This window comes from Halorubrum californiense DSM 19288 (genome assembly GCF_000336875.1).
Classification (GTDB): domain Archaea; phylum Halobacteriota; class Halobacteria; order Halobacteriales; family Haloferacaceae; genus Halorubrum; species Halorubrum californiense.
In genome coordinates this window covers 1-17091 of record NZ_AOJK01000012.1, presented here as the reverse complement: position 1 = coordinate 17091, position 17091 = coordinate 1, and the positions used below count along the sequence as shown (strand labels likewise).

Genomic DNA, 17091 nt, shown 5'->3' with positions numbered 1-17091 from the left:
TGGTAAGATGAGCAAGGACTACATCGAGGTCCGCGGCGCCGAGGAACACAACCTCAAGGACCTCGACGTCCGGATTCCACGGGAGGAGTTCACCGTCGTCACCGGCCTCTCCGGGTCGGGGAAGTCGTCGCTCGCGTTCGACACCGTCTACGCCGAGGGGCAGCGCCGCTACATCGAGTCGCTGTCCGCGTACGCCCGCAACTTCCTCGGGCAGATGGACAAGCCGCAGGTGGAGTCCGTCGAGGGGCTCTCGCCCGCGATTTCGATCGACCAGAAGAACGCCGCGAACAACCCCCGGTCGACGGTGGGGACAGTCACCGAACTCCACGACTACCTCCGGCTGCTGTACGCCCGGATCGGCACCCAGTACGACCCCGTCACCGGCGAGGAGGTCGGCGAGCAGTCCGCCCAAGACATGGTGAACCAGATCCTCGACCTGCCCGAGGGCACCCGCGCGAAGGTCGCCGCCCCGGTCGTCCGCGACCAGAAGGGCGCCTTCGAGGACCTGTTCGAGGAGCTGGTGAGCGACGGGTACAGCCGCGTCGAGGTCGACGGCGAACCGGTGGATCTCACCCTCGACGACCCCGACCTCGACGAGAACTACGACCACACGATCGACGTGATCGTCGACCGCGTTCGCGTCTCGCCGGACGCGCGCTCGCGGATCACGGACTCCGTCGAGACCGCCCTCGAAGAGGCCGACGGGGCACTCAAGCTGATCGTCCCCGATCCGCCCGAAGACGTCCCGTTCGCGTCGAACGCGCGCTCGACGGGGTCGCTCGCGGCGGACGCCGACGGCGACGACCGGCTCGTCCTCGAGTTCTCCGAGGATCTGGGTAACCCGAACTCCGACGTCCAGTTCTCCGAGATAGAGACGCGCTCGTTCTCCTTCAACAGCCCGTACGGCGCCTGCCCCGAGTGCGAGGGGATCGGCTCGACGAAGGAGGTCGACGAGGGCCTCGTCGTCGAAGACCCCTCGAAGCCGCTGAAACACGTGTTCGAGCCGTGGAGCTACGACCGCACCTACTACTCCCGCCAGCTCGACAACGTCGCCGACCACTTCGGCGTCGACCTCGACACGCCCTTCGAGGAGCTCGACGAGGGGATCCGGCGGCAGTTCCTCTACGGCACCGACGACCTCGTCCACTTCGAGTGGACCACGAAGAACGGCACGCGCGAGAAGACGGAGCGCTTCGAGGGCGTGATCCCGAACCTGGAGCGCCGCCACGTCGAGACCGACTCCGAGCGCGCCCGCGACCACATCGAGGAGTACATGGCCGTCACCACCTGCCCCGAGTGCGAGGGCACCCGCCTGAAAGAGCAGTCGCGACACGTCCTCGTCGCCGACACGTCGATCACGGACGTGAACGAGCTGTCGATCGCCGACGCCCGGGAACACTTCGAGGGCATGGAGGCGAAGCTGAACGAGCGCGAGACGACCATCGCCGAGGAGATCTTAAAGGAGATCCGCGCGCGGCTCGGCTTCATGGAGGAGGTCGGGCTGGAGTACCTCACGCTCGACCGCGAAGCGTCGACGCTCTCCGGCGGCGAGAGCCAGCGCATCCGGCTCGCCACGCAGGTCGGCTCCGGGCTGGTCGGCGTCCTCTACGTCCTCGACGAGCCCTCCATCGGCCTCCACCAGCGCGACAACGACCGCCTGCTCGACACGCTCGAAGGGCTCCGCGACCTCGGCAACACGCTCCTCGTCGTCGAACACGACGAGGAGACGATGCGGCGCGCCGACGAGATCATCGACATGGGCCCCGGTCCCGGCAAACGCGGCGGCGAGGTCGTCGCGCAGGGCGACTTCGACGAGGTAGTCGGGACCGACGAGTCGGTCACGGCCGACTACCTCGCGGGCCGGAAGGAGATCCCGGTGCCCGACGAGCGCCGCGACGCCGACGGCGAACTCGCGGTGCGGGGCGCCCGCCAGCACAACCTGAAGGACCTCGACGTGCCGATCCCGCTCGGCACGCTGACGACCGTGACGGGCGTCTCCGGCTCCGGCAAGTCGACGCTCGTCAACGACATCCTCTACAAGGGGCTCGCCCGCGAGATGAACGACAACACCTCGGTCGACCCCGGCGAGCACGACGCGATCGAGGGGCTGGAGGGGATCGAGACGGTGCGGCTCATCGACCAGTCGCCGATCGGGCGGACCCCGCGTTCGAACCCCGCGACGTACACGGACGTGTTCGACCACGTCCGCGAGCTGTTCGCGGAGACGAAGCTCTCGAAGCGCCGCGGCTACGAGAAGGGGCGTTTCTCGTTCAACGTGAAGGGCGGGCGCTGCGAGGAGTGCGGCGGGCAGGGGACCGTCAAGATCGAGATGAACTTCCTCTCGGACGTGTACGTCCCCTGCGAGGAGTGCGGCGGCGCTCGGTACAACGACGAGACGCTCGACGTGGAGTACAAGGGGGCGACCATCGCTGACGTGCTCGACATGAGCGTCGAGGAGGCGTACGACTTCTTCGAGAGCCACCGCGGGCTCGAACGCCGGCTGAAGCTGCTGAAGGACGTGGGCCTCGGCTACATGGAGCTGGGCCAGCCCTCCACCACCCTCTCGGGCGGCGAGGCCCAGCGCGTCAAGCTCGCCGAGGAACTCGGCAAGCGCGCGACCGGCGACACGCTCTATCTCCTCGACGAGCCGACGACGGGGCTCCACAAGGCGGACGAGCGCAAGCTGATCGACGTGCTCCACCGGCTCGTCGACGCCGGCAACACCGTGGTCGTCATCGAACACGAGCTCGACCTCGTGAAGAACGCCGACCGCGTGATCGATCTTGGCCCCGAGGGCGGCGACGGCGGCGGCGAACTCGTCGCCAGCGGTACTCCCGAGGAGATCGCCCGCGAGGACGCCTCGCACACCGGCCGCTACCTCCGCGACATGCTACCGAAGGTCGACCTCGAAGGCCCCCGCGACGACCGCCGGAAGCCCGCGGTCGCAGACGACGACTGAGGCCGCTCGTCCCCGTCGAACGGGTCGTCCCGCCGTCCGCCTACGGCGACCCGCAGCTTGATACCGCGACGCGCCGTCGCTCCGGCCGATGCGAGAGATAACAACCGACGACGTGCCGGCGGCGCTGGGACCGTACTCGCAGGGGATCGTCTCGGGCGACACGGTCCACGTCTCCGGGAAGACGGGCGTGGACCCCGACACGGGCGAGGCGCCCGAGTCGGTCGCCGCACAGACGACGCAGACGCTCGAAAACGTCGCCGCGATACTGGAGGCGGCCGGGACGAGCCCGGACGCGATCGTGTCGGCGACGGTCTACCTCACGGACATGGACGACTACGACGCGGTCAACGAGGCGTACCGGGCGTTCCTCTCGGAGCCGTATCCGGCCCGGACCTGCGTCGAGGTGTCTCGGCTCCCCGCGCCGCTCGACGTCGAGATCACGGTCACGGTCGAGCGGGACGACGGCTGAGTTCGCGGGCCGCCGGGACGGACCGCTCGCGGCTCAGAACTTCTCCAGCAGGTCACCGTAGAACTCGCCGCCGCGGTCGTCCGCGAGCTTCTCGACGATGAGCTCCGGCGTCGACCGCGCGAGGTGCCCCTTTTTCGGCGAGCGGTTCACCCGGAGTTCGCCGTCGACGAGCCCCGCTGCCTCGATGCCGTCGACGGCGACCGCGAAGTCGGCGGCGTCGCGGATCTCGCGGGCGAGGTGCGAGACGAAGACGGCCGTCGTGTCCTGCTCGTCGAGCGCCTCCAAGATGCCGGCGATGATCTTCGCGGAGGCGCCGGGTTCGGTGATCGACTCCAGCTCGTCGACGAGGACGAGCCGACCGTCCGCGCCGTCGACGAGGTCGCCGAAGTCGCGGAGCGTCGCCTCGAACGCGCCCGCGTCGAGAGTCCCCTGCGACTTCGCGTAGTAGTGAACCTCCTCGAACCGCTCGACGGTCGCCGACTCGGCCGGCACGGGCAGCCCCATCTGCGCGAGGACGACGACAAGGGCGACCAGATCGAGCGTCGAGGTCTTCCCGCCGGAGTTGACTCCCGACAGCAGCGTCGCGCCCGAGACGGCGTAGTCGACGGGCTCGACCGCCGCGAAGTCGACGTCGAGCAGCGGGGAGCGACCCCCCTCGATACGGAAGCCCGATGACGACCCCTCTCCCGGGCCGACGACCTCGGGCAGCGTACAGTCGAAGTCGCGGGCGAACCGCGCGATCGCGAGCTCCACGTCGAGTTCCAGGGCGTCGCGCACCAGCTCCTCGGCCGGCTCGCGGAGGTCGCCGAGGTCGCTCGCGAGGTCGGCCTTCAGCGTCGCCGCGCGGCGGTCGCGGGCCGCCGAGAGTTCCGTCCGGAGCCGCGAGACGGCGCTCTCGTCGTGGTCGACCGGGAAGGAGGGGGCGCCGCCGAAGACGCGCTCGGCCAGCTCCGCCTCCTCGGGCTCCAAGCGGAGCGCGTCGGCGAGGTGCTCGCGGGCGGCGTCGACCGCCTCGTCGTACTCGTCGGCGAGCTCGCGGTCCAGCAGCGAGTCCACGCGCGCGCCCTGCTCGACGAGGGAGAGGAAGTCGGTCCCCTCGATGGTGACGTCGCGCTCGCGGATCGCCTCGCGCAGCCGGTCGTCGGCGACGGACGCCGCCGTCGACACCGCGGCGTCGAGGTCGTCGACGGCGGCGGTCAGTCGGTCCAGCTCCGCGTCGCCGGCGATCGTGCCGTCGTCGTCGAGCCGCGAGAGCGCGTCGCGCAGGCGGTCGAGGTCGACCGGGGGGGCGGCGTCGCCGTCGCCGTCAGCGGAGACCGGGTCACCGGCCGCCGCGGCCGCCTCGTGGACCGCCGCGGCCGCCTCCAGCCGCTCGCGGTTCTCGGCGAAGAAGGCGAGCAGCCGCTCCGGGACGGTCTCGGCCGGGGTTTCGAGGGCGTCCGGCCGGACGACCACGTCGCCCTCCACGTCGAGCCCGGCGAACGACTCGTCGAGGACGATCACGGACGCGTACGAGCGGCCCAGCTCGGAGACGTCGCGCGCGTCCTCGACGGTCTCGACGGAAAGTTCTGGCACCTCCGCCTCGGCGCGCGCGAGCGTCTCCGCGTCGGCGGTCGCGAGGCAGCGGTCGCGGACGCGGACGGTCGGGGGGTCCGACAGGGGCGCGCAGTCGGCGAGCGCCTCGCGGACCGCCGGGTCGGGGTCGCGCGCGGTCGCGGCGGCGGCGAACGCCTGCGCCTCATCGATCCGCGAGGCGGACGCGCTCGGGTAGAAGGTCTCCAGCCGCTTCGCCGCGTAGTCGGTGACGGTGCGCTCGCGCAGCAGGTCGATCGCCTCCCGGTACAGCTCGCGGGCGCGGTCGGTGGCCAGCACGCGCCCGTCGTCGCCGTGGCGGCGGCGGATCGCCCCGCGGGCGATGCGGGCCGCGCGGGCCTCGTTGACGCCCGGTGCGCGGGCGATGGCGGCCACGTCGCCGGACTCGACGGTCGCGGTCGGATCGTCGAGCTCGCGCAGGGCCGCGGCCGTCTTGGCGCCGACGCCGGGGATCGCCTCCAGCTCCATCTACTCGCCGGTATCGCGGCAACGGTCTAAAGCGTGCGGGTCGCTCGCGCGGTCCGGCGGCGCGCGACCGGGGCGGAAGGCGGCGGTCACAGTCGGTTCCGCGTGCGACGAGCTTTTTCGCGCTCGCGGCGAACGCCGGCCATGAGCCGGAATGCGCGAGCGGTCGGCGACGGGTCGCTCGCACCCGAGACGGCGGAAAAGGCCGCGAGCGCCCGCGACGCGCTCGGCGAGCGCGACGGCGTCTTGATCGCGTTCTCGGGCGGCGTCGACTCCGCGGTCGTCGCGGCGCTGGCGGCGGACGCGCTCGGCGACGACGCCGTTGCGTGCACCGCTCGCAGCGAGACGCTCCCCGCCGCGGAGCTCGACGACGCGAAGCGGGTCGCCGAGGAGATCGGGATCCGCCACGAGACGGTGACGTTCTCCGAACTGGACGACCCGAACTTCGTCGCCAACGACGGCGACCGCTGTTACCACTGCCGGACGATGCGGCTCGGGCGGATGTACGAGACGGCGACGGAGCTGGGGATCGACACCGTCTGCGACGGGACGAACGCGGACGACCCCGGCGAGGGGCATCGTCCGGGACTCCGTGCGGTCGAGGAGCTCGACGTGTTCTCGCCGCTGCTCGACGCCGGGATCGGGAAGGAGGAAGTCCGCGCGATCGCCGACTCTCACGACCTCTCCGTGGCCGACAAACCCTCGATGGCGTGCCTCTCCTCGCGGATCCCGACCGGGCTGGAGGTCACCGAGGAGCGGCTGACCCGCGTCGAGAAGGCGGAGCGGGTACTCCGCGAGTGGGGGTTCGAGGGGTTCCGCGTCCGCGACCACGACGGGCTCGCGCGCGTCGAGATAGCGCCCGACGAGTTGGAGCGCGCGCTCGACCCCGCCTTCGCCGACGCCGTCCACGAACACCTCACCGACCTCGGCTTCGAGTACGTCACCCTCGACATGGCCGGCTACCGGACCGGGAGCGTGAGCCCAGGCGGCGGGGACGAGGGCGGTTCCGCCAGCGTGGACGGCGACGGCAGCGAGGGCGCGGACGGCGACGCCGACGCTGAGGAGGCAGACGACGATTCCGGCGGCGCCGACCTCGGTCGGAGCTATCCGCGCTGAGACGGCGCCGAACGAGTTCGAACCGCGCTCGCGGCGTTATCAGCCGAGAGAACCCGGCAGGAACGCTTATAACCCGTGTTACTGAACCGACAGCTATGCGCGAGGCACAGACGCTGGCGGTGATCGCCGGCGGCGTCGGCGGGGCCGTGGGGGCCTTCGTCGGCGTCGCGGTCGGTGGGTCCGCCGTCTCGGTGATGCTGACGACGCTCGGGGTCGCGCTCCTCGTCGGCGTCGGAGTCATCGCGAGCGCGGTGATCGCCGGCGATGTAGAGTTCCTCGCCGACGCAGACGGCGAGTGACCGGAGCGCCGTGAGGGGAGTCACAGCGGCGCCGAGCGGGGGAGTTCCGGAGCAACGCTCACGTACGAGTTCCACGTGAGTGTACGTGATGGCCGCTGCGGCGTCGTTCTGGCGGGACTGTGACCGATACCACGAGCTCGCGGAACGGTTCCGGCGCGGCATCGAGATCACCCACCCGGACCGGCTCACCGGGCGGAGCGGCTACTACAGCGAGTGCGGCTGCGCCTGGTGTGCCGAGGAAGTCACGTACTTCGAGTACCGCGGCGAGCGGCTGTGAGCGGACGGTCCGACCGTCGGTAGCGCTCGCGGCCGACCGCGCGCTTCAAGGCCCCGCCACGACGAACGGGGGCTATGAGCCTCATCGCGTTCGACTTCGACGGGACGCTCTCCGACTCCGAGATGACGGTCCTGCTCGCCGAGCGGGCGGGCGTCGCCGACGAGGTCGCCGAAATCACCGAGCGGGCGATGAACGACGAACTCAGCTACGCCGAGAGCCTCTATCAGCGCGCGGAACTCTTGGAGGGCCTCTCGGCGGCGGACGTCGAAGACGCGTTCGACGCGGTCCGGATCCGCCCGGGCGCCGCGCGCCTCATCGAGCGCTTGCGCGAGGAGGGCCACCACGTCGCCGTACTCACGGGCGGATTCGAACGCGGCGTCGAGGCGGCGCTCGCCCGCGAGGGCGTCTCGGTCGATACGATCGTCGCGAACCGACTCCCGACCGACGCCGACGGCGCGCTCACCGGCGAGGCCGAGGGGCCGCTCATCGAGGGGACGAAGGACGACGCGCTCGCCGACCTCGCGGCCGACGTCGGGGTGCCGATGGCGGAGACGGTGGCGGTCGGCGACGGCGCGAACGACCTCCCGATGCTGGAGGTGGCAGGGCTCGCGGTCGGGTTCGTGCCCAAGTCCGCGGTGCGGCCCGTCTGCGACTCGGTCGTCGCCTCCATGTACCGGCTCGGAAAGGTGCTGGAGGCGCACGGCGTGCTCGACGAGGAGTGAGACCGCGGGGCGGCCGCCGGGAGTTCGCGGCGCTCGCCGCGAGCGCCCGATACCTGACCATGTTTGGCTCAAGGGTTAATGAGCGACGCACCGAACGTATTGGCATGAGCGTCCTCGCCGGGGTGATCCGATGCTACCGACGCTGACGTATCTCCAGTTCCACCTCGTCTTCAGTCTCCCCGTATTGGCCCTGCTGTGGTACCTCGCGCCGCGGTACGACGCCGTCCGGCGGCGACGCGCGACGGTCGGAATCGCGATCCTCGTCGCCATCGCGTACCTCTACACGACGCCGTGGATCAGCTACATGATCCGGCGCGGTGCGTGGTGGTACGCCGACGGCGCGGTGCTCGTCCGGGCGCTGTCGATCCCCCTCGGCGAGTACCTCTTCTTCACCATCCAGACCGTCGTCACGGCGTTCGCGCTGCACCTGATCGGGTTCGACCCGACCTTCCGCGAAGGCGACTTCGACCGGGCCCCGCGGATTGCCGGCGTCGTCGCGGGGCTCGCGATGGTCGTCGCGGGGCTCTGGCTCACGACCGTCGACCCCTCGTACCTCTACCTCGGCGGGCTGATCGCGTGGGTCGGCCCGGTGTTCGCGCTCCAGTGGTCCGTCGGCGGGGGGTACCTCGTCCGCACGCCGCGGATGTGGCTCGCGGCGACGCTGATCCCGGCCGCGTACTTCTGGGTCGCGGACCGGATCGCGATCGCGATGGGGACGTGGCAGCTCTCGACCGAGTTCACGACCGGAATCGCCGTCCTCGGGCTCCCGATCGAGGAGATGCTCTTCTTCGCCTCGGCCGGCGTGATGACGGTGAACGGGCTCGTCCTCTTCGAGTGGGTGCTCGACTGGAACGACGGTCGGGGCGGGGTCGCGGAGCCGGCAGCGACGGGCGAGGCCGAGCGGGACGTACCTGGCCCGGAGCCGCCGACCGACCCGGACCCCGACGTGGTCGATGACTGAGGCGCCGTCAGCGGGCGCGAGCGAGTCCGGGTCCGCAGACAGGCATGAGCGGGGGCCGGAACCGGGGGCCGCGACGGTCCGCGGTGACGTGACCGCCGCGAGCGAACGCGTCGACCGCTGGTTCGCGCGCCGGCCGGCGGTGGCGCTGGCCGCGCTGCTGCCGATCGGGGCCGTCACCCCCCTATTTCCGGTCGAAGTCGGCGTCGCGACGTTCGCGCTCGGCACCCTCGCCGTCGGGATGGCGCACGGCGCGGTCGACCACCTCGTTCCCCTCCGCGGTGCGCCGGACGTGTCGCTCCCGCGGTCGATCGCGGTCGTCTCCGTCGTCTACGCGGTCCTCGGCGGGGCGGTCGTGGCCGCGTTCTTCGCCGCGCCCGTCGCCGCGTTCGTCGGCTTCATCGCGCTCACGTGGCTCCACTGGGGGCAGGGAGACGTGGCGACGCTCGCGGTCGCCGGCGTCGGCCACCTGCCCTCGTCGGCCGAGCGCTGGCTGGCGCTCGTCGTCCGCGGCGGTCTCCCGATGGGCGTCCCCCTGCTCGCGCACCCCGAGGAGTACCGGCTGGTGGCCGAGTGGATCGTCGGCCTGTTCCTCGTCGACGCGGGCGCGGCGGCGACCGCGGTCAACCCCCTGTTCACGCCCGCGGTGCGGATCGGTGTCGGCGTGGGGATGGCGGCCGCGACGCTGGCGTCGGTCGGGCTCGGCTACTACCGGGTCGGGAACGGGCGCGATCCCGGCGGCTGGCGGCGCGATGTCGGCGAACTCGCGGTCCTGTGGGCGTGGTTCCTGCTGGCGGCGCCGGTGTTCGCGATCGGGGTGTACTTCGCGCTGTGGCACGCGCTCCGGCACGTCGGGCGCCTCGTCCTCGTCGATCCCGAGGCCGCGAGCGCGGCGTCCGCCGGCGACGCGGTGGGCGCGCTCGCCCGCTTCGGCCGGGACGCCGCGCCGCTCACGCTCGGCGGGTTCCTCGCGGTCGCCGCGGTCGGGGTCTCGGTGCCCGCGGGCGTGGCGGCGCCCGGCGATCTGCTCGCCGTGTCGCTGGTCGCCATCGCCGCCATGACCCTGCCGCACGTCGTCGTCGTCGCGTGGCTCGACCGGCGACAGGGCGTCTGGCGGCCGGGCGCCGGGAGCTGACCCGAGCGCGACGAGGCATCGTCCGGGCGCCGACACCGCACCGCTCTTACTCCGTGGCGGCGTCTCTCCGACAGATGGACGAGATCGCGATCCGCGACCCGCGACCGGGCGACGCCGAGCCGCTGGAGGCGCTCATCACCTCGCACTTCAGCGAGGGGAGTTCCTACGGCGTCGACCTCGGGCTCGACGACCCGACGTACCACGTGCTGGTCGCGGTCGAAGGGGAAACTGCCGCCGACACGCGAGCGGGCGAAAACGACCCCGACGACGCGATCCTCGGCGTCATGGCGCTCCGCGAGTTCGCGGAGCCAGCCGCCGTCGCCGACGAGATGTACTTCTTCGACGACCCCGGCCTGCTCCCCGCCGCGGACCTGTACGGCCACCTCGAAATGGGGTACGTCCGGGACGGTGCGACCGGGCGGGGGATCGGGAGCCGGCTGCTCGCCCGGCTCCACGAGGTCGGCGCGGAACGCGGCGTCGACCTGTTCCTCGCGGACTCGTGGTACCACGGCGGCGACGACTCGCCGGAGAAGCTGTTCGACGCGCACGGCTACGAGACGGTCCACCGCGACCCGATCGAGCGGCCCGCGACGGAGTGCCCGAAGTGCGAGGAGCCGTGTACCTGCGAGGGCGCGCTCGCCGTGCGGCGCGTCGATGGGGGAGGAAGTGCGAGCGCAGCCGAGGCGGGCCAATGAACCACGACCGCGTCCACGCTCGGGAGCCGTCGCACCACGTCGACCGGTGGACGGTCGGCGTCGTCGAGTCGATCGGCGAGCGCGACGGCCACTGCGTCGTGACGGTTCGACCGATCGCTCCGGAGGGGGAGGAGGGGGACGAAACGGCAGCGGACGCGGGCCGCGGGGAGCTGGTCGAGCTGACGCTCACGCTCGCGGTGCGGGACCTGTTCGTGAGCCGGCTCGCGATCGACGACGACGAGTCGCCGGTCGGCGAGCGCGTCTGGTACCGGAAGCGGGGCGGGTGAGTCGGCGAGGCGGGTCCGCAGGTAGCCCGCGTCCCCGCCGGCGTCGACGCCGCTACTCCAGTTGGTGGTAGTCCAGCTCGTGGCCCTCGTCGAGGGCGGCCTGGACCGCCGCGCTCGGCTCATCGACCGACTCGGTCCGGAGTCGCATGCCGCCCACGTCGGCGGCCTCGAAGTAGACGTTCCGCTGCCAGTCGGCGTCGACGTCGGGGAAGTCGGTGCGGAAGTGGGCGCCGCGAGACTCCTCGCGTTCGAGCGCCCCGCGGAGCACCGCCTCGGCGGCGACGGTCATGAAGCCGAGGTCGACGGCGAACTCGAACGACTCGCTGGTGACCGGGCCGACGCGTAAGTCGGCGACGCGCTCGCGCACGTCGGCGAGGCGGTCGAGCCCCTCCCGGAGCGACGCCTCGTCGCGGAGGATGCCGGCGTGGTCCCACATCAGCTCGCGCAGGTCGGCGAGCACCGCGTCCACGTCGTGTTCGCCGTCGCGGTTCGCCATCGCGCGCAGGTCGCGGAAGTGCGGCTCGACGAGCGACTCGCGGAGGTCGTCCGGGACCGTCCCGGGGCCGTCCGCGCGCTCGGCGACCCGCTCGCCGGCGACGACGCCGTACGCGACCGTCTCGGCCAGCGAGTTCCCGCCGAGCCGGTTCGCGCCGTGGACGCCCGCCATCGTCTCGCCGATGGCGAAGAGGCCGTTCACGTCGGTCTCACCGTGATCGTCGACGGCGACGCCGCCCATTCCGTAGTGAGAGGTCGGCGCCACCTCGACCGGCTCCTCGGCCATGTCCACGCCGAGGTCGTGGAACCGCTCGTACATCCGCGGGAGCCGCTCTTTGATGAACTCGGCGTCGCGGTGGGAGATGTCGAGGGAGACGCCCCCGTTCTCCGTGCCGCGCCCCTCGGCGACTTCCCGGGCGATCGCCCGCGCGACCACGTCGCGGGCGTCCAGCTCCATCTGGTCGGGCGAGTAGCGCTCCATGAAGCGCTCACCCTCGGCGTTGAACAAGCGGCCCCCCTCGCCGCGGACCGCCTCGGTCACGAGGCGGCCGCTCCACGGTTCCCACTCGGGGTCGTCCTCGTCGACGGCCATCCCGGTCGGGTGGAACTGCATGAACTCCATGTCCATCAGCGACGCGCCGGCGTCGTACGCCAGCGCCGCCCCGTCGCCGTTGTTCTCGTCGTCGCGGGAGGTGTGGCGGTCGTAGATCGCCGCGTGACCGCCGGCGGCGAGGACGACGCTCCCGGCGTTGAACAGGACGAACTCGCCGTCGTCCATGTCGAACCCGACGGCGCCGTACGCGGCGTCGCCGTCGGAGACGAGCTTCGTGATCATCACGTTCTCGCGGTACGGGACGGACAGCGCCTGCGCCCGCTCGACGAGCGTGTTCAGCATCGACTCGCCGGTGTGATCGCCGGCGAAGGCGGTCCGGCGGAACGACTGCGCGCCGAAGAAGCGCTGGTCGATCGCGCCGTCGTCCGTCCGCGAGTACTCCATCCCCCACTCGTCGAGCTCGCGGAGGCGCTCGGGCATCTGCTCGGTCACCGTCTCGACCTTCGCGGGGTCGTTGACGTGGTGGCCCTCGTTGAGGGTGTCGGCGGCGTGGATCGCCGGCGAATCCTCGGGATCGTGCGTGCCGAGCGCGCCGTTGATCCCGCCGCGCGCCCACGTCGTGTGCGCGTCGCCGTGCCCGCGCTTGCCGAGCACGAGTACGTCGTCGACCCCGCGCTCGGCGAGCTCTATCGCAGTGCGCGCGCCCGCCGCGCCGGCGCCGACGACGAGGACGGACACGTCCTCGCGGGCGTACTCGACCGGCTCGTCGTCTGCGGGTGTGCGTTCGGCCATATCATGTCGGAGGGGCCGCGCACGGGTAAGTCTCACGCGCGTGTGCGTGCGCGCACGCAAGAGAGCCACTCGACCGTTCGTCGCGTCGCGAACGCGGGTCGCCGCGCCCTGTCAGTCCCAGCCCGGCGTACCCGGCGCGCCCGCGTCGGCTTCCACCTCGCGGACGAGCCGAGCGCGAGCGTCGGCGTCGAGGCCGACCGGATCGCCGTCGTCGCCGGCGCGATCGGTCCACTCGCGGATCGCCGCTCCGACCCACGAGTCGGCCTCGCGGGCGCCCTCCCGAGCGTCGGCCATGCGCTCGCGGTTCACGGAGAGCGACCCCGGGCGGGAGCCGACGGCGGCGCCGGCGAAGCGGGCGCGGTCGGCGGCGGTCGCCGCCCCGTCGCGGAGTCGGGCGACGACGCCGTCGAGGGCGTCCGGATCGGGATACGCGAACACCGTCGCGCCGAGCGCCTGCGGGCCGAACGCCGGCGACGGGAGGTCGTCCGGGGGGGCGTCGTCGAGGAGGCGGTCGCCGCCGCCCGCGGCCTCGACGCGTTCGCACTCCGTCTCGGCGCCGAGGTCGAGGTTGTGCCCCGGGTAGCTCGCGCAAGTGTCGGGGTACCGGTCGGAGCCGTGGACCCGGCACTGGAGCGTCGTCGGGTCGAGGAATGCGCAGGCGTCGAGCCAGCGCGGCTCGTCGGTCCCGATCGGCGCGACCGGTTTGGAGGGTTTCCGGAGGCCGACGACGAAGACGGGGCGGCCGTCGACCGCGGCGAGGTCGACCCCGTCGATCCGGACGCTGTCGTCGCGCTCGGCCGGTTCGAAGAGGCGCGGGATCAGGGCGTCGCCGAGGCCGTCGTCGACGAACCGGGCGACCTCGTCGCGGGTGAGCGGCGCGAGGTCGTAGACGTCGTCGAGCGGGGGGCGCGGCCCGGTGCGGTCGGAGCCCGCCGCGGCCGGGTCGAGCGGGCGCCAGTCGACGCAGCAGCCGGCACAGCCCTCGCAGTCGAGTTCCATACGTCTGTGGTAACGGTTCCCGAGGTGATAAGGGATCGGCGGGAAAGACGGAGACGTGAGGTTCCGGCCTACAGTTCGCCCTTCGTGCTGGGCGTGTCGCTCCGCCGCTCGTCGAGGCGGGTGGCGTCGTCGAGCGCGCGGGCCAGCGACTTGAACAGCGCCTCGACCTCGTGGTGGGCGTTGTCCCCCTTCTCGACCGTCGCGTGGAGGGTCAGGCCGGCGTTGTGGGCCAACGAGAGCGCGAAGTGGTCGGCCATGACGCTCGTGAACTCCCCGACGGACTCCTGGGAGAACTCGCCGGAGAACTCGTAGTAGGGGCGGCCCGCCACGTCGACGACGACGCTCGCGACCGCCTCGTCGAGGGGGACCCGCCGGTCGGCGTACCGCCGGATGCCGCGCTTGTCGCCGAGTGCCTCGTCGAACGCCTCACCGAGGCAGATCGCCACGTCTTCGACGGTGTGGTGGTCGTCGATCGCGAGGTCGCCGTCACAGCGGACCGTGAGGTCGAAGAGGCCGTGCTTGGCGAACGACTCCAGCATGTGGTCGTAGAAGCCGATCCCGGTGTCGACCTCGCTGTCACCGTCGCCGTCGACCGCGAGGGTGAGTTCGATCGTCGTCTCGCTCGTCTCGCGGGTGACGGCCGCGGTCCGGTCGTGCTCGCTCATACCGGCCCGTCGCGGGGGATTCGTAAGTCGGTTGCGGGTGGAATCGCGCCCTGCGGTGGCGCGTGCCTGCGAGCGGCCGCCCCCGGCGGCCGCGAAGCTAGCACGCGCGAGGGAGTCGGTGGTCCGGAGCGAAGCGGAGGACCACCGACGAGGCTGGGGAGGCGTGAGGCTGCGGTGCCGTGCGGGGCGGGACTCAAAGGGGCAGTCGCGAGACGGGCGCAGGCGACGTAAGCACCGCAGGGAGCGAGCAACGCGAGCGACTGAGGAGCGCAACGAGCGTGTGCCCGTCTCGCGACTGGGGCTTTGTTGATTATCACCAACGACCCGTGATTAAAAGGGTCATAGAACTATGCGCTATGCTTTGGTTTCATTCGAGACCCGGTAAATAAGCCGTCAGAACTTTCCTACTACCTCTATTGGCACGAAGCTAATAGGACAATAGAAGGACATTTTCAACTCTGTGGTAAAGACTATACCAGTGTTCTGGACAATATAGATATATGACAAACACGACAGACGCCGATCCGGAGGCACCGGTCCCCAACGCTTCGGCACAGAACCGACCCGATCCCCCGATTGTCACCTCCGCTCTGGAAGGCAGCGAAGAGTTATGGTTAGACCGATTCGCTCGCCTACTCGGCTGTGGATACATCGCGCAACGAATCGGTCCGTCGGTTCAGCCATCGTACGTGTACGCGGTAGTGATGGTTATCGGGTGGACACTTCTCTCTGCCAGTTTGGACCTCTTCATTTTCAACAACACCCCCATCTACGTACGAAACCCGTACTTCTTGTTACAACCAATCGTCCTCCTCGGGGGCGTCTACGCCGCTCACTCACTCACCCAGTCGTATCAGCATGCGATCAGCGAGATGCGGATTTCACAACGCACCAGTGATCCCGACCAGTTTACCAACCTTACGCCCCCATGGCTGCCATGGGCGCTGTTTGGCTTGGCAGCAAGCCTACAACTCATCCGAACGATTGCCGATTTCGCTGATTTCACCACCACCGGCGTGATTGCGAACGGGGTCATTTTTCCGTTTGTCTACGCCCCAATTATTGTCCAGTTTTGCGTCGTCTACGTGAGCATCGAATTTATCGCTCCCTGGCGGCTGTACTCCTCCGACGTCGGCATCCACTTTCTGGACCCCCATGGCGTCGGTGGGCTTCGGCCTCTCGGTGAGTTAGTCAAGAAAGCATACTACTTCGTCGTCGCTGGACTAATCGCGTATGCACTGATCACATACGCGCCAAGCATCGCTGGCTGGGAGATTTCTCCCACAGCAGGCGCAATCTTTACCGGGGTATGGATCGCCACGATTCTCACCGTCGCGTTTGCTGTCTTCGTCCTCCACCGCTTCCTCCACCGCGAGAAGCGTAAGGAACTTCAACGGCTTGAAGCCGAACTTCGAAACTACATCGAGAACCCTTGGAATGTCCGGCAGTATACAATCCCGGAAGACACAGCCGACCAAGTCGAGGACATCCGACAGCGAATTAATGCGGTGAGTGGCACTCGTGAATTCCCTGCGACTTTCAGCATCTGGACACAACTCCTCCTCAGCATCGTCATTCCGAAAGCTCTCCAACTATTTCTCGCCAATACCTGATTGAATCCGTCAGCCGCTACTGCTGTACTGACCAGTTCACAGGTCGGTCAACAGAGATATACATCGTATTGCGACACCCTCATGCGCAGCCAGTTATTTATAAGATATCAACGCCGAACCCGCGCGCTAAATTTAAACCCCGTCCGCCGCGTCCTGCGCCTCCCGCAGCGTGAACTCGCCCTCGTACAGCGCGGTGCCGACGACGGCCGCGGCCGCGCCGGCCTCTTTCAGCGCGACCACGTCCTCAACCGTCGCGACGCCGCCGGACGCGATCACGGGGATCCCGACCGCGTCGACGACGCTCTCGACCGCCTCGCGGTCGATCCCCGCCAGTTGCCCCTCAACGTCGACGTTCGTGAAGAGGATCGCGCCCGCGCCCAGCTCCTCGTAGCGCGCCGCGGCCTCGGCGGGGTCCAGCCCGGTCCCCTCGGTCCAGCCCGAGACGACGACCTCGCCGTCCTTCGCGTCGAGGCTGACGACGACGCTCCCCGGGTGCGTCTCGTCGATCTCGGCGACGATCTCGGGCGTCTCGACGGCCGCGGTGCCGAGGATGACACGGTCGAGGCCGATATCGAGGAGGTCGCGCGCGCCCTCGGCCGTTCGGATGCCGCCGCCCAGTTGGAGGCCGACCGTGTCCGGAACGCTCTCGACGACCGCCTCGATCGCCGCCGCGTTGACGCGTTCGCCCTCGAACGCGCCGTCGAGGTCGACGAGGTGGAGCGTGCGCGCGCCCGCCTCGATCCAGCGCTCGGCGGCCGCGACGGGGTCGCCGTAGCGTTTGCCCGTCCCGCGCTCGCCGCCGACCAACTGGACGACCTCGCCGTCCTGCACGTCGACGGCGGGGATCACCTCGAACTCGGGAACGTCGCTCATACGGAGGGGAGTCGCGGCCGGCGATTAAACCGGTCGGTTCGAGACGAAACGGAGGGTTACGCGGTGAACGGCTCCGAAGACGCAGTTGCTTGTTTATAAATAGGTGACTGCGGATCGACCACGAAC

16 protein-coding genes are annotated in these 17091 nt (G+C 70.3%); 11 read left to right on the top strand and 5 right to left on the bottom strand.

Annotated elements, in window-relative coordinates; all coding sequences use genetic code 11:
- Window positions 1-7 precede the first annotated feature (7 nt).
- Both uvrA and C463_RS02280 read left to right on the top strand, forming a co-directional pair.
- The gene (uvrA, locus tag C463_RS02285; protein WP_008440725.1) at window positions 8-2959 is read left to right on the top strand and encodes an excinuclease ABC subunit UvrA; all 2952 of its coding nucleotides are present in this window, start codon (window positions 8-10) and stop codon (window positions 2957-2959) included.
- A gap of 88 nt (window positions 2960-3047) precedes the next feature.
- A complete protein-coding gene (locus tag C463_RS02280) occupies window positions 3048-3428 on the top strand; it encodes a RidA family protein (protein WP_008440723.1) in 381 nt (126 codons plus the stop codon).
- 33 nt (window positions 3429-3461) lie between these two features.
- Here the strand turns inward: C463_RS02280 and C463_RS02275 are convergent, their stop codons facing one another.
- Window positions 3462-5489: a MutS-related protein gene (locus tag C463_RS02275; RefSeq protein ID WP_008440721.1), complete on the bottom strand. Its 2028-nt coding sequence runs from the start codon at window positions 5487-5489 to the stop codon at window positions 3462-3464.
- A gap of 141 nt (window positions 5490-5630) precedes the next feature.
- Between C463_RS02275 and larE the strand changes: the two genes are divergently transcribed.
- From larE to C463_RS02235, 8 genes are all read left to right on the top strand, one after another.
- Entirely contained in the window at window positions 5631-6602 is a 972-nt protein-coding gene (gene larE, locus C463_RS02270) for an ATP-dependent sacrificial sulfur transferase LarE (protein WP_008440719.1), read from the top strand.
- A gap of 95 nt (window positions 6603-6697) precedes the next feature.
- Entirely contained in the window at window positions 6698-6901 is a 204-nt protein-coding gene (locus C463_RS02265) for a hypothetical protein (protein WP_008440718.1), read from the top strand.
- 88 nt (window positions 6902-6989) lie between these two features.
- On the top strand, window positions 6990-7178 hold the full coding sequence (locus tag C463_RS02260) for a hypothetical protein (protein ID WP_008440715.1): 189 nt from the start codon (window positions 6990-6992) through the stop codon (window positions 7176-7178).
- Window positions 7179-7252: 74 nt separating this feature from the next.
- Window positions 7253-7900, top strand: coding sequence for a phosphoserine phosphatase SerB (gene serB, locus C463_RS02255; protein ID WP_008440712.1), 648 nt, complete (start codon window positions 7253-7255; stop codon window positions 7898-7900).
- A gap of 130 nt (window positions 7901-8030) precedes the next feature.
- Window positions 8031-8861, top strand: a complete 831-nt coding sequence (locus tag C463_RS02250; RefSeq protein WP_008440709.1) for a lycopene cyclase domain-containing protein — start codon at window positions 8031-8033, stop codon at window positions 8859-8861.
- Window positions 8854-9993: a Brp/Blh family beta-carotene 15,15'-dioxygenase gene (locus C463_RS02245; protein ID WP_008440707.1), complete on the top strand. Its 1140-nt coding sequence runs from the start codon at window positions 8854-8856 to the stop codon at window positions 9991-9993. Before C463_RS02250 ends, C463_RS02245 begins: the two co-directional genes overlap by 8 nt.
- A gap of 74 nt (window positions 9994-10067) precedes the next feature.
- Window positions 10068-10688 (top strand): GNAT family N-acetyltransferase, encoded by a 621-nt coding sequence (locus tag C463_RS02240; RefSeq protein WP_008440706.1) that lies wholly within the window; start codon window positions 10068-10070, stop codon window positions 10686-10688.
- Window positions 10685-10975 carry a DUF7861 family protein gene (locus C463_RS02235; RefSeq protein ID WP_008440705.1) on the top strand — a complete coding sequence of 97 codons (291 nt, stop codon included), beginning with the start codon at window positions 10685-10687 and terminating at the stop codon, window positions 10973-10975. The genes C463_RS02240 and C463_RS02235 overlap by 4 nt, the downstream gene beginning before the upstream one ends.
- Before the next feature lie 52 nt (window positions 10976-11027).
- On the opposite strand, the gene C463_RS02230 is transcribed toward C463_RS02235, so the two are convergent.
- The 3 genes from C463_RS02230 to hisB all read right to left on the bottom strand — a co-directional run bounded on the left by C463_RS02230 (window position 11028) and on the right by hisB (window position 14479).
- Window positions 11028-12815 (bottom strand): L-aspartate oxidase, encoded by a 1788-nt coding sequence (locus tag C463_RS02230; RefSeq protein WP_008440704.1) that lies wholly within the window; start codon window positions 12813-12815, stop codon window positions 11028-11030.
- Between the two features lie 111 nt (window positions 12816-12926).
- Window positions 12927-13814, bottom strand: coding sequence for a YkgJ family cysteine cluster protein (locus C463_RS02225; RefSeq protein ID WP_008440703.1), 888 nt, complete (start codon window positions 13812-13814; stop codon window positions 12927-12929).
- A 68-nt stretch (window positions 13815-13882) separates the two neighbouring features.
- A complete protein-coding gene (gene hisB, locus C463_RS02220) occupies window positions 13883-14479 on the bottom strand; it encodes an imidazoleglycerol-phosphate dehydratase HisB (protein ID WP_008440702.1) in 597 nt (198 codons plus the stop codon).
- A 500-nt stretch (window positions 14480-14979) separates the two neighbouring features.
- Here hisB and C463_RS02215 point away from each other — a divergent pair, with 500 nt between their 5' ends.
- Window positions 14980-16092, top strand: coding sequence for a hypothetical protein (locus C463_RS02215; protein WP_137695503.1), 1113 nt, complete (start codon window positions 14980-14982; stop codon window positions 16090-16092).
- 132 nt (window positions 16093-16224) lie between these two features.
- On the opposite strand, the gene hisA is transcribed toward C463_RS02215, so the two are convergent.
- Entirely contained in the window at window positions 16225-16965 is a 741-nt protein-coding gene (gene hisA, locus C463_RS02210; RefSeq protein ID WP_008440700.1) for a 1-(5-phosphoribosyl)-5-[(5-phosphoribosylamino)methylideneamino]imidazole-4-carboxamide isomerase, read from the bottom strand.
- Window positions 16966-17091: the final 126 nt, after the last annotated feature.

What these genes read in the sequence shown, in the direction of transcription:
- uvrA (WP_008440725.1), top strand. Translation starts at nt 8, where the DNA reads ATGAGCAAGGACTACATCGAGGTCCGCGGCGCCGAGGAACACAACCTC.
- C463_RS02280 (WP_008440723.1), top strand. Translation starts at nt 3,048, where the DNA reads ATGCGAGAGATAACAACCGACGACGTGCCGGCGGCGCTGGGACCGTAC.
- C463_RS02275 (WP_008440721.1), bottom strand. Translation starts at nt 5,489, where the DNA reads ATGGAGCTGGAGGCGATCCCCGGCGTCGGCGCCAAGACGGCCGCGGCC.
- larE (WP_008440719.1), top strand. Translation starts at nt 5,631, where the DNA reads ATGAGCCGGAATGCGCGAGCGGTCGGCGACGGGTCGCTCGCACCCGAG.
- C463_RS02265 (WP_008440718.1), top strand. Translation starts at nt 6,698, where the DNA reads ATGCGCGAGGCACAGACGCTGGCGGTGATCGCCGGCGGCGTCGGCGGG.
- C463_RS02260 (WP_008440715.1), top strand. Translation starts at nt 6,990, where the DNA reads ATGGCCGCTGCGGCGTCGTTCTGGCGGGACTGTGACCGATACCACGAG.
- serB (WP_008440712.1), top strand. Translation starts at nt 7,253, where the DNA reads ATGAGCCTCATCGCGTTCGACTTCGACGGGACGCTCTCCGACTCCGAG.
- C463_RS02250 (WP_008440709.1), top strand. Translation starts at nt 8,031, where the DNA reads ATGCTACCGACGCTGACGTATCTCCAGTTCCACCTCGTCTTCAGTCTC.
- C463_RS02245 (WP_008440707.1), top strand. Translation starts at nt 8,854, where the DNA reads ATGACTGAGGCGCCGTCAGCGGGCGCGAGCGAGTCCGGGTCCGCAGAC.
- C463_RS02240 (WP_008440706.1), top strand. Translation starts at nt 10,068, where the DNA reads ATGGACGAGATCGCGATCCGCGACCCGCGACCGGGCGACGCCGAGCCG.
- C463_RS02235 (WP_008440705.1), top strand. Translation starts at nt 10,685, where the DNA reads ATGAACCACGACCGCGTCCACGCTCGGGAGCCGTCGCACCACGTCGAC.
- C463_RS02230 (WP_008440704.1), bottom strand. Translation starts at nt 12,815, where the DNA reads ATGGCCGAACGCACACCCGCAGACGACGAGCCGGTCGAGTACGCCCGC.
- C463_RS02225 (WP_008440703.1), bottom strand. Translation starts at nt 13,814, where the DNA reads ATGGAACTCGACTGCGAGGGCTGTGCCGGCTGCTGCGTCGACTGGCGC.
- hisB (WP_008440702.1), bottom strand. Translation starts at nt 14,479, where the DNA reads ATGAGCGAGCACGACCGGACCGCGGCCGTCACCCGCGAGACGAGCGAG.
- C463_RS02215 (WP_137695503.1), top strand. Translation starts at nt 14,980, where the DNA reads ATGACAAACACGACAGACGCCGATCCGGAGGCACCGGTCCCCAACGCT.
- hisA (WP_008440700.1), bottom strand. Translation starts at nt 16,965, where the DNA reads ATGAGCGACGTTCCCGAGTTCGAGGTGATCCCCGCCGTCGACGTGCAG.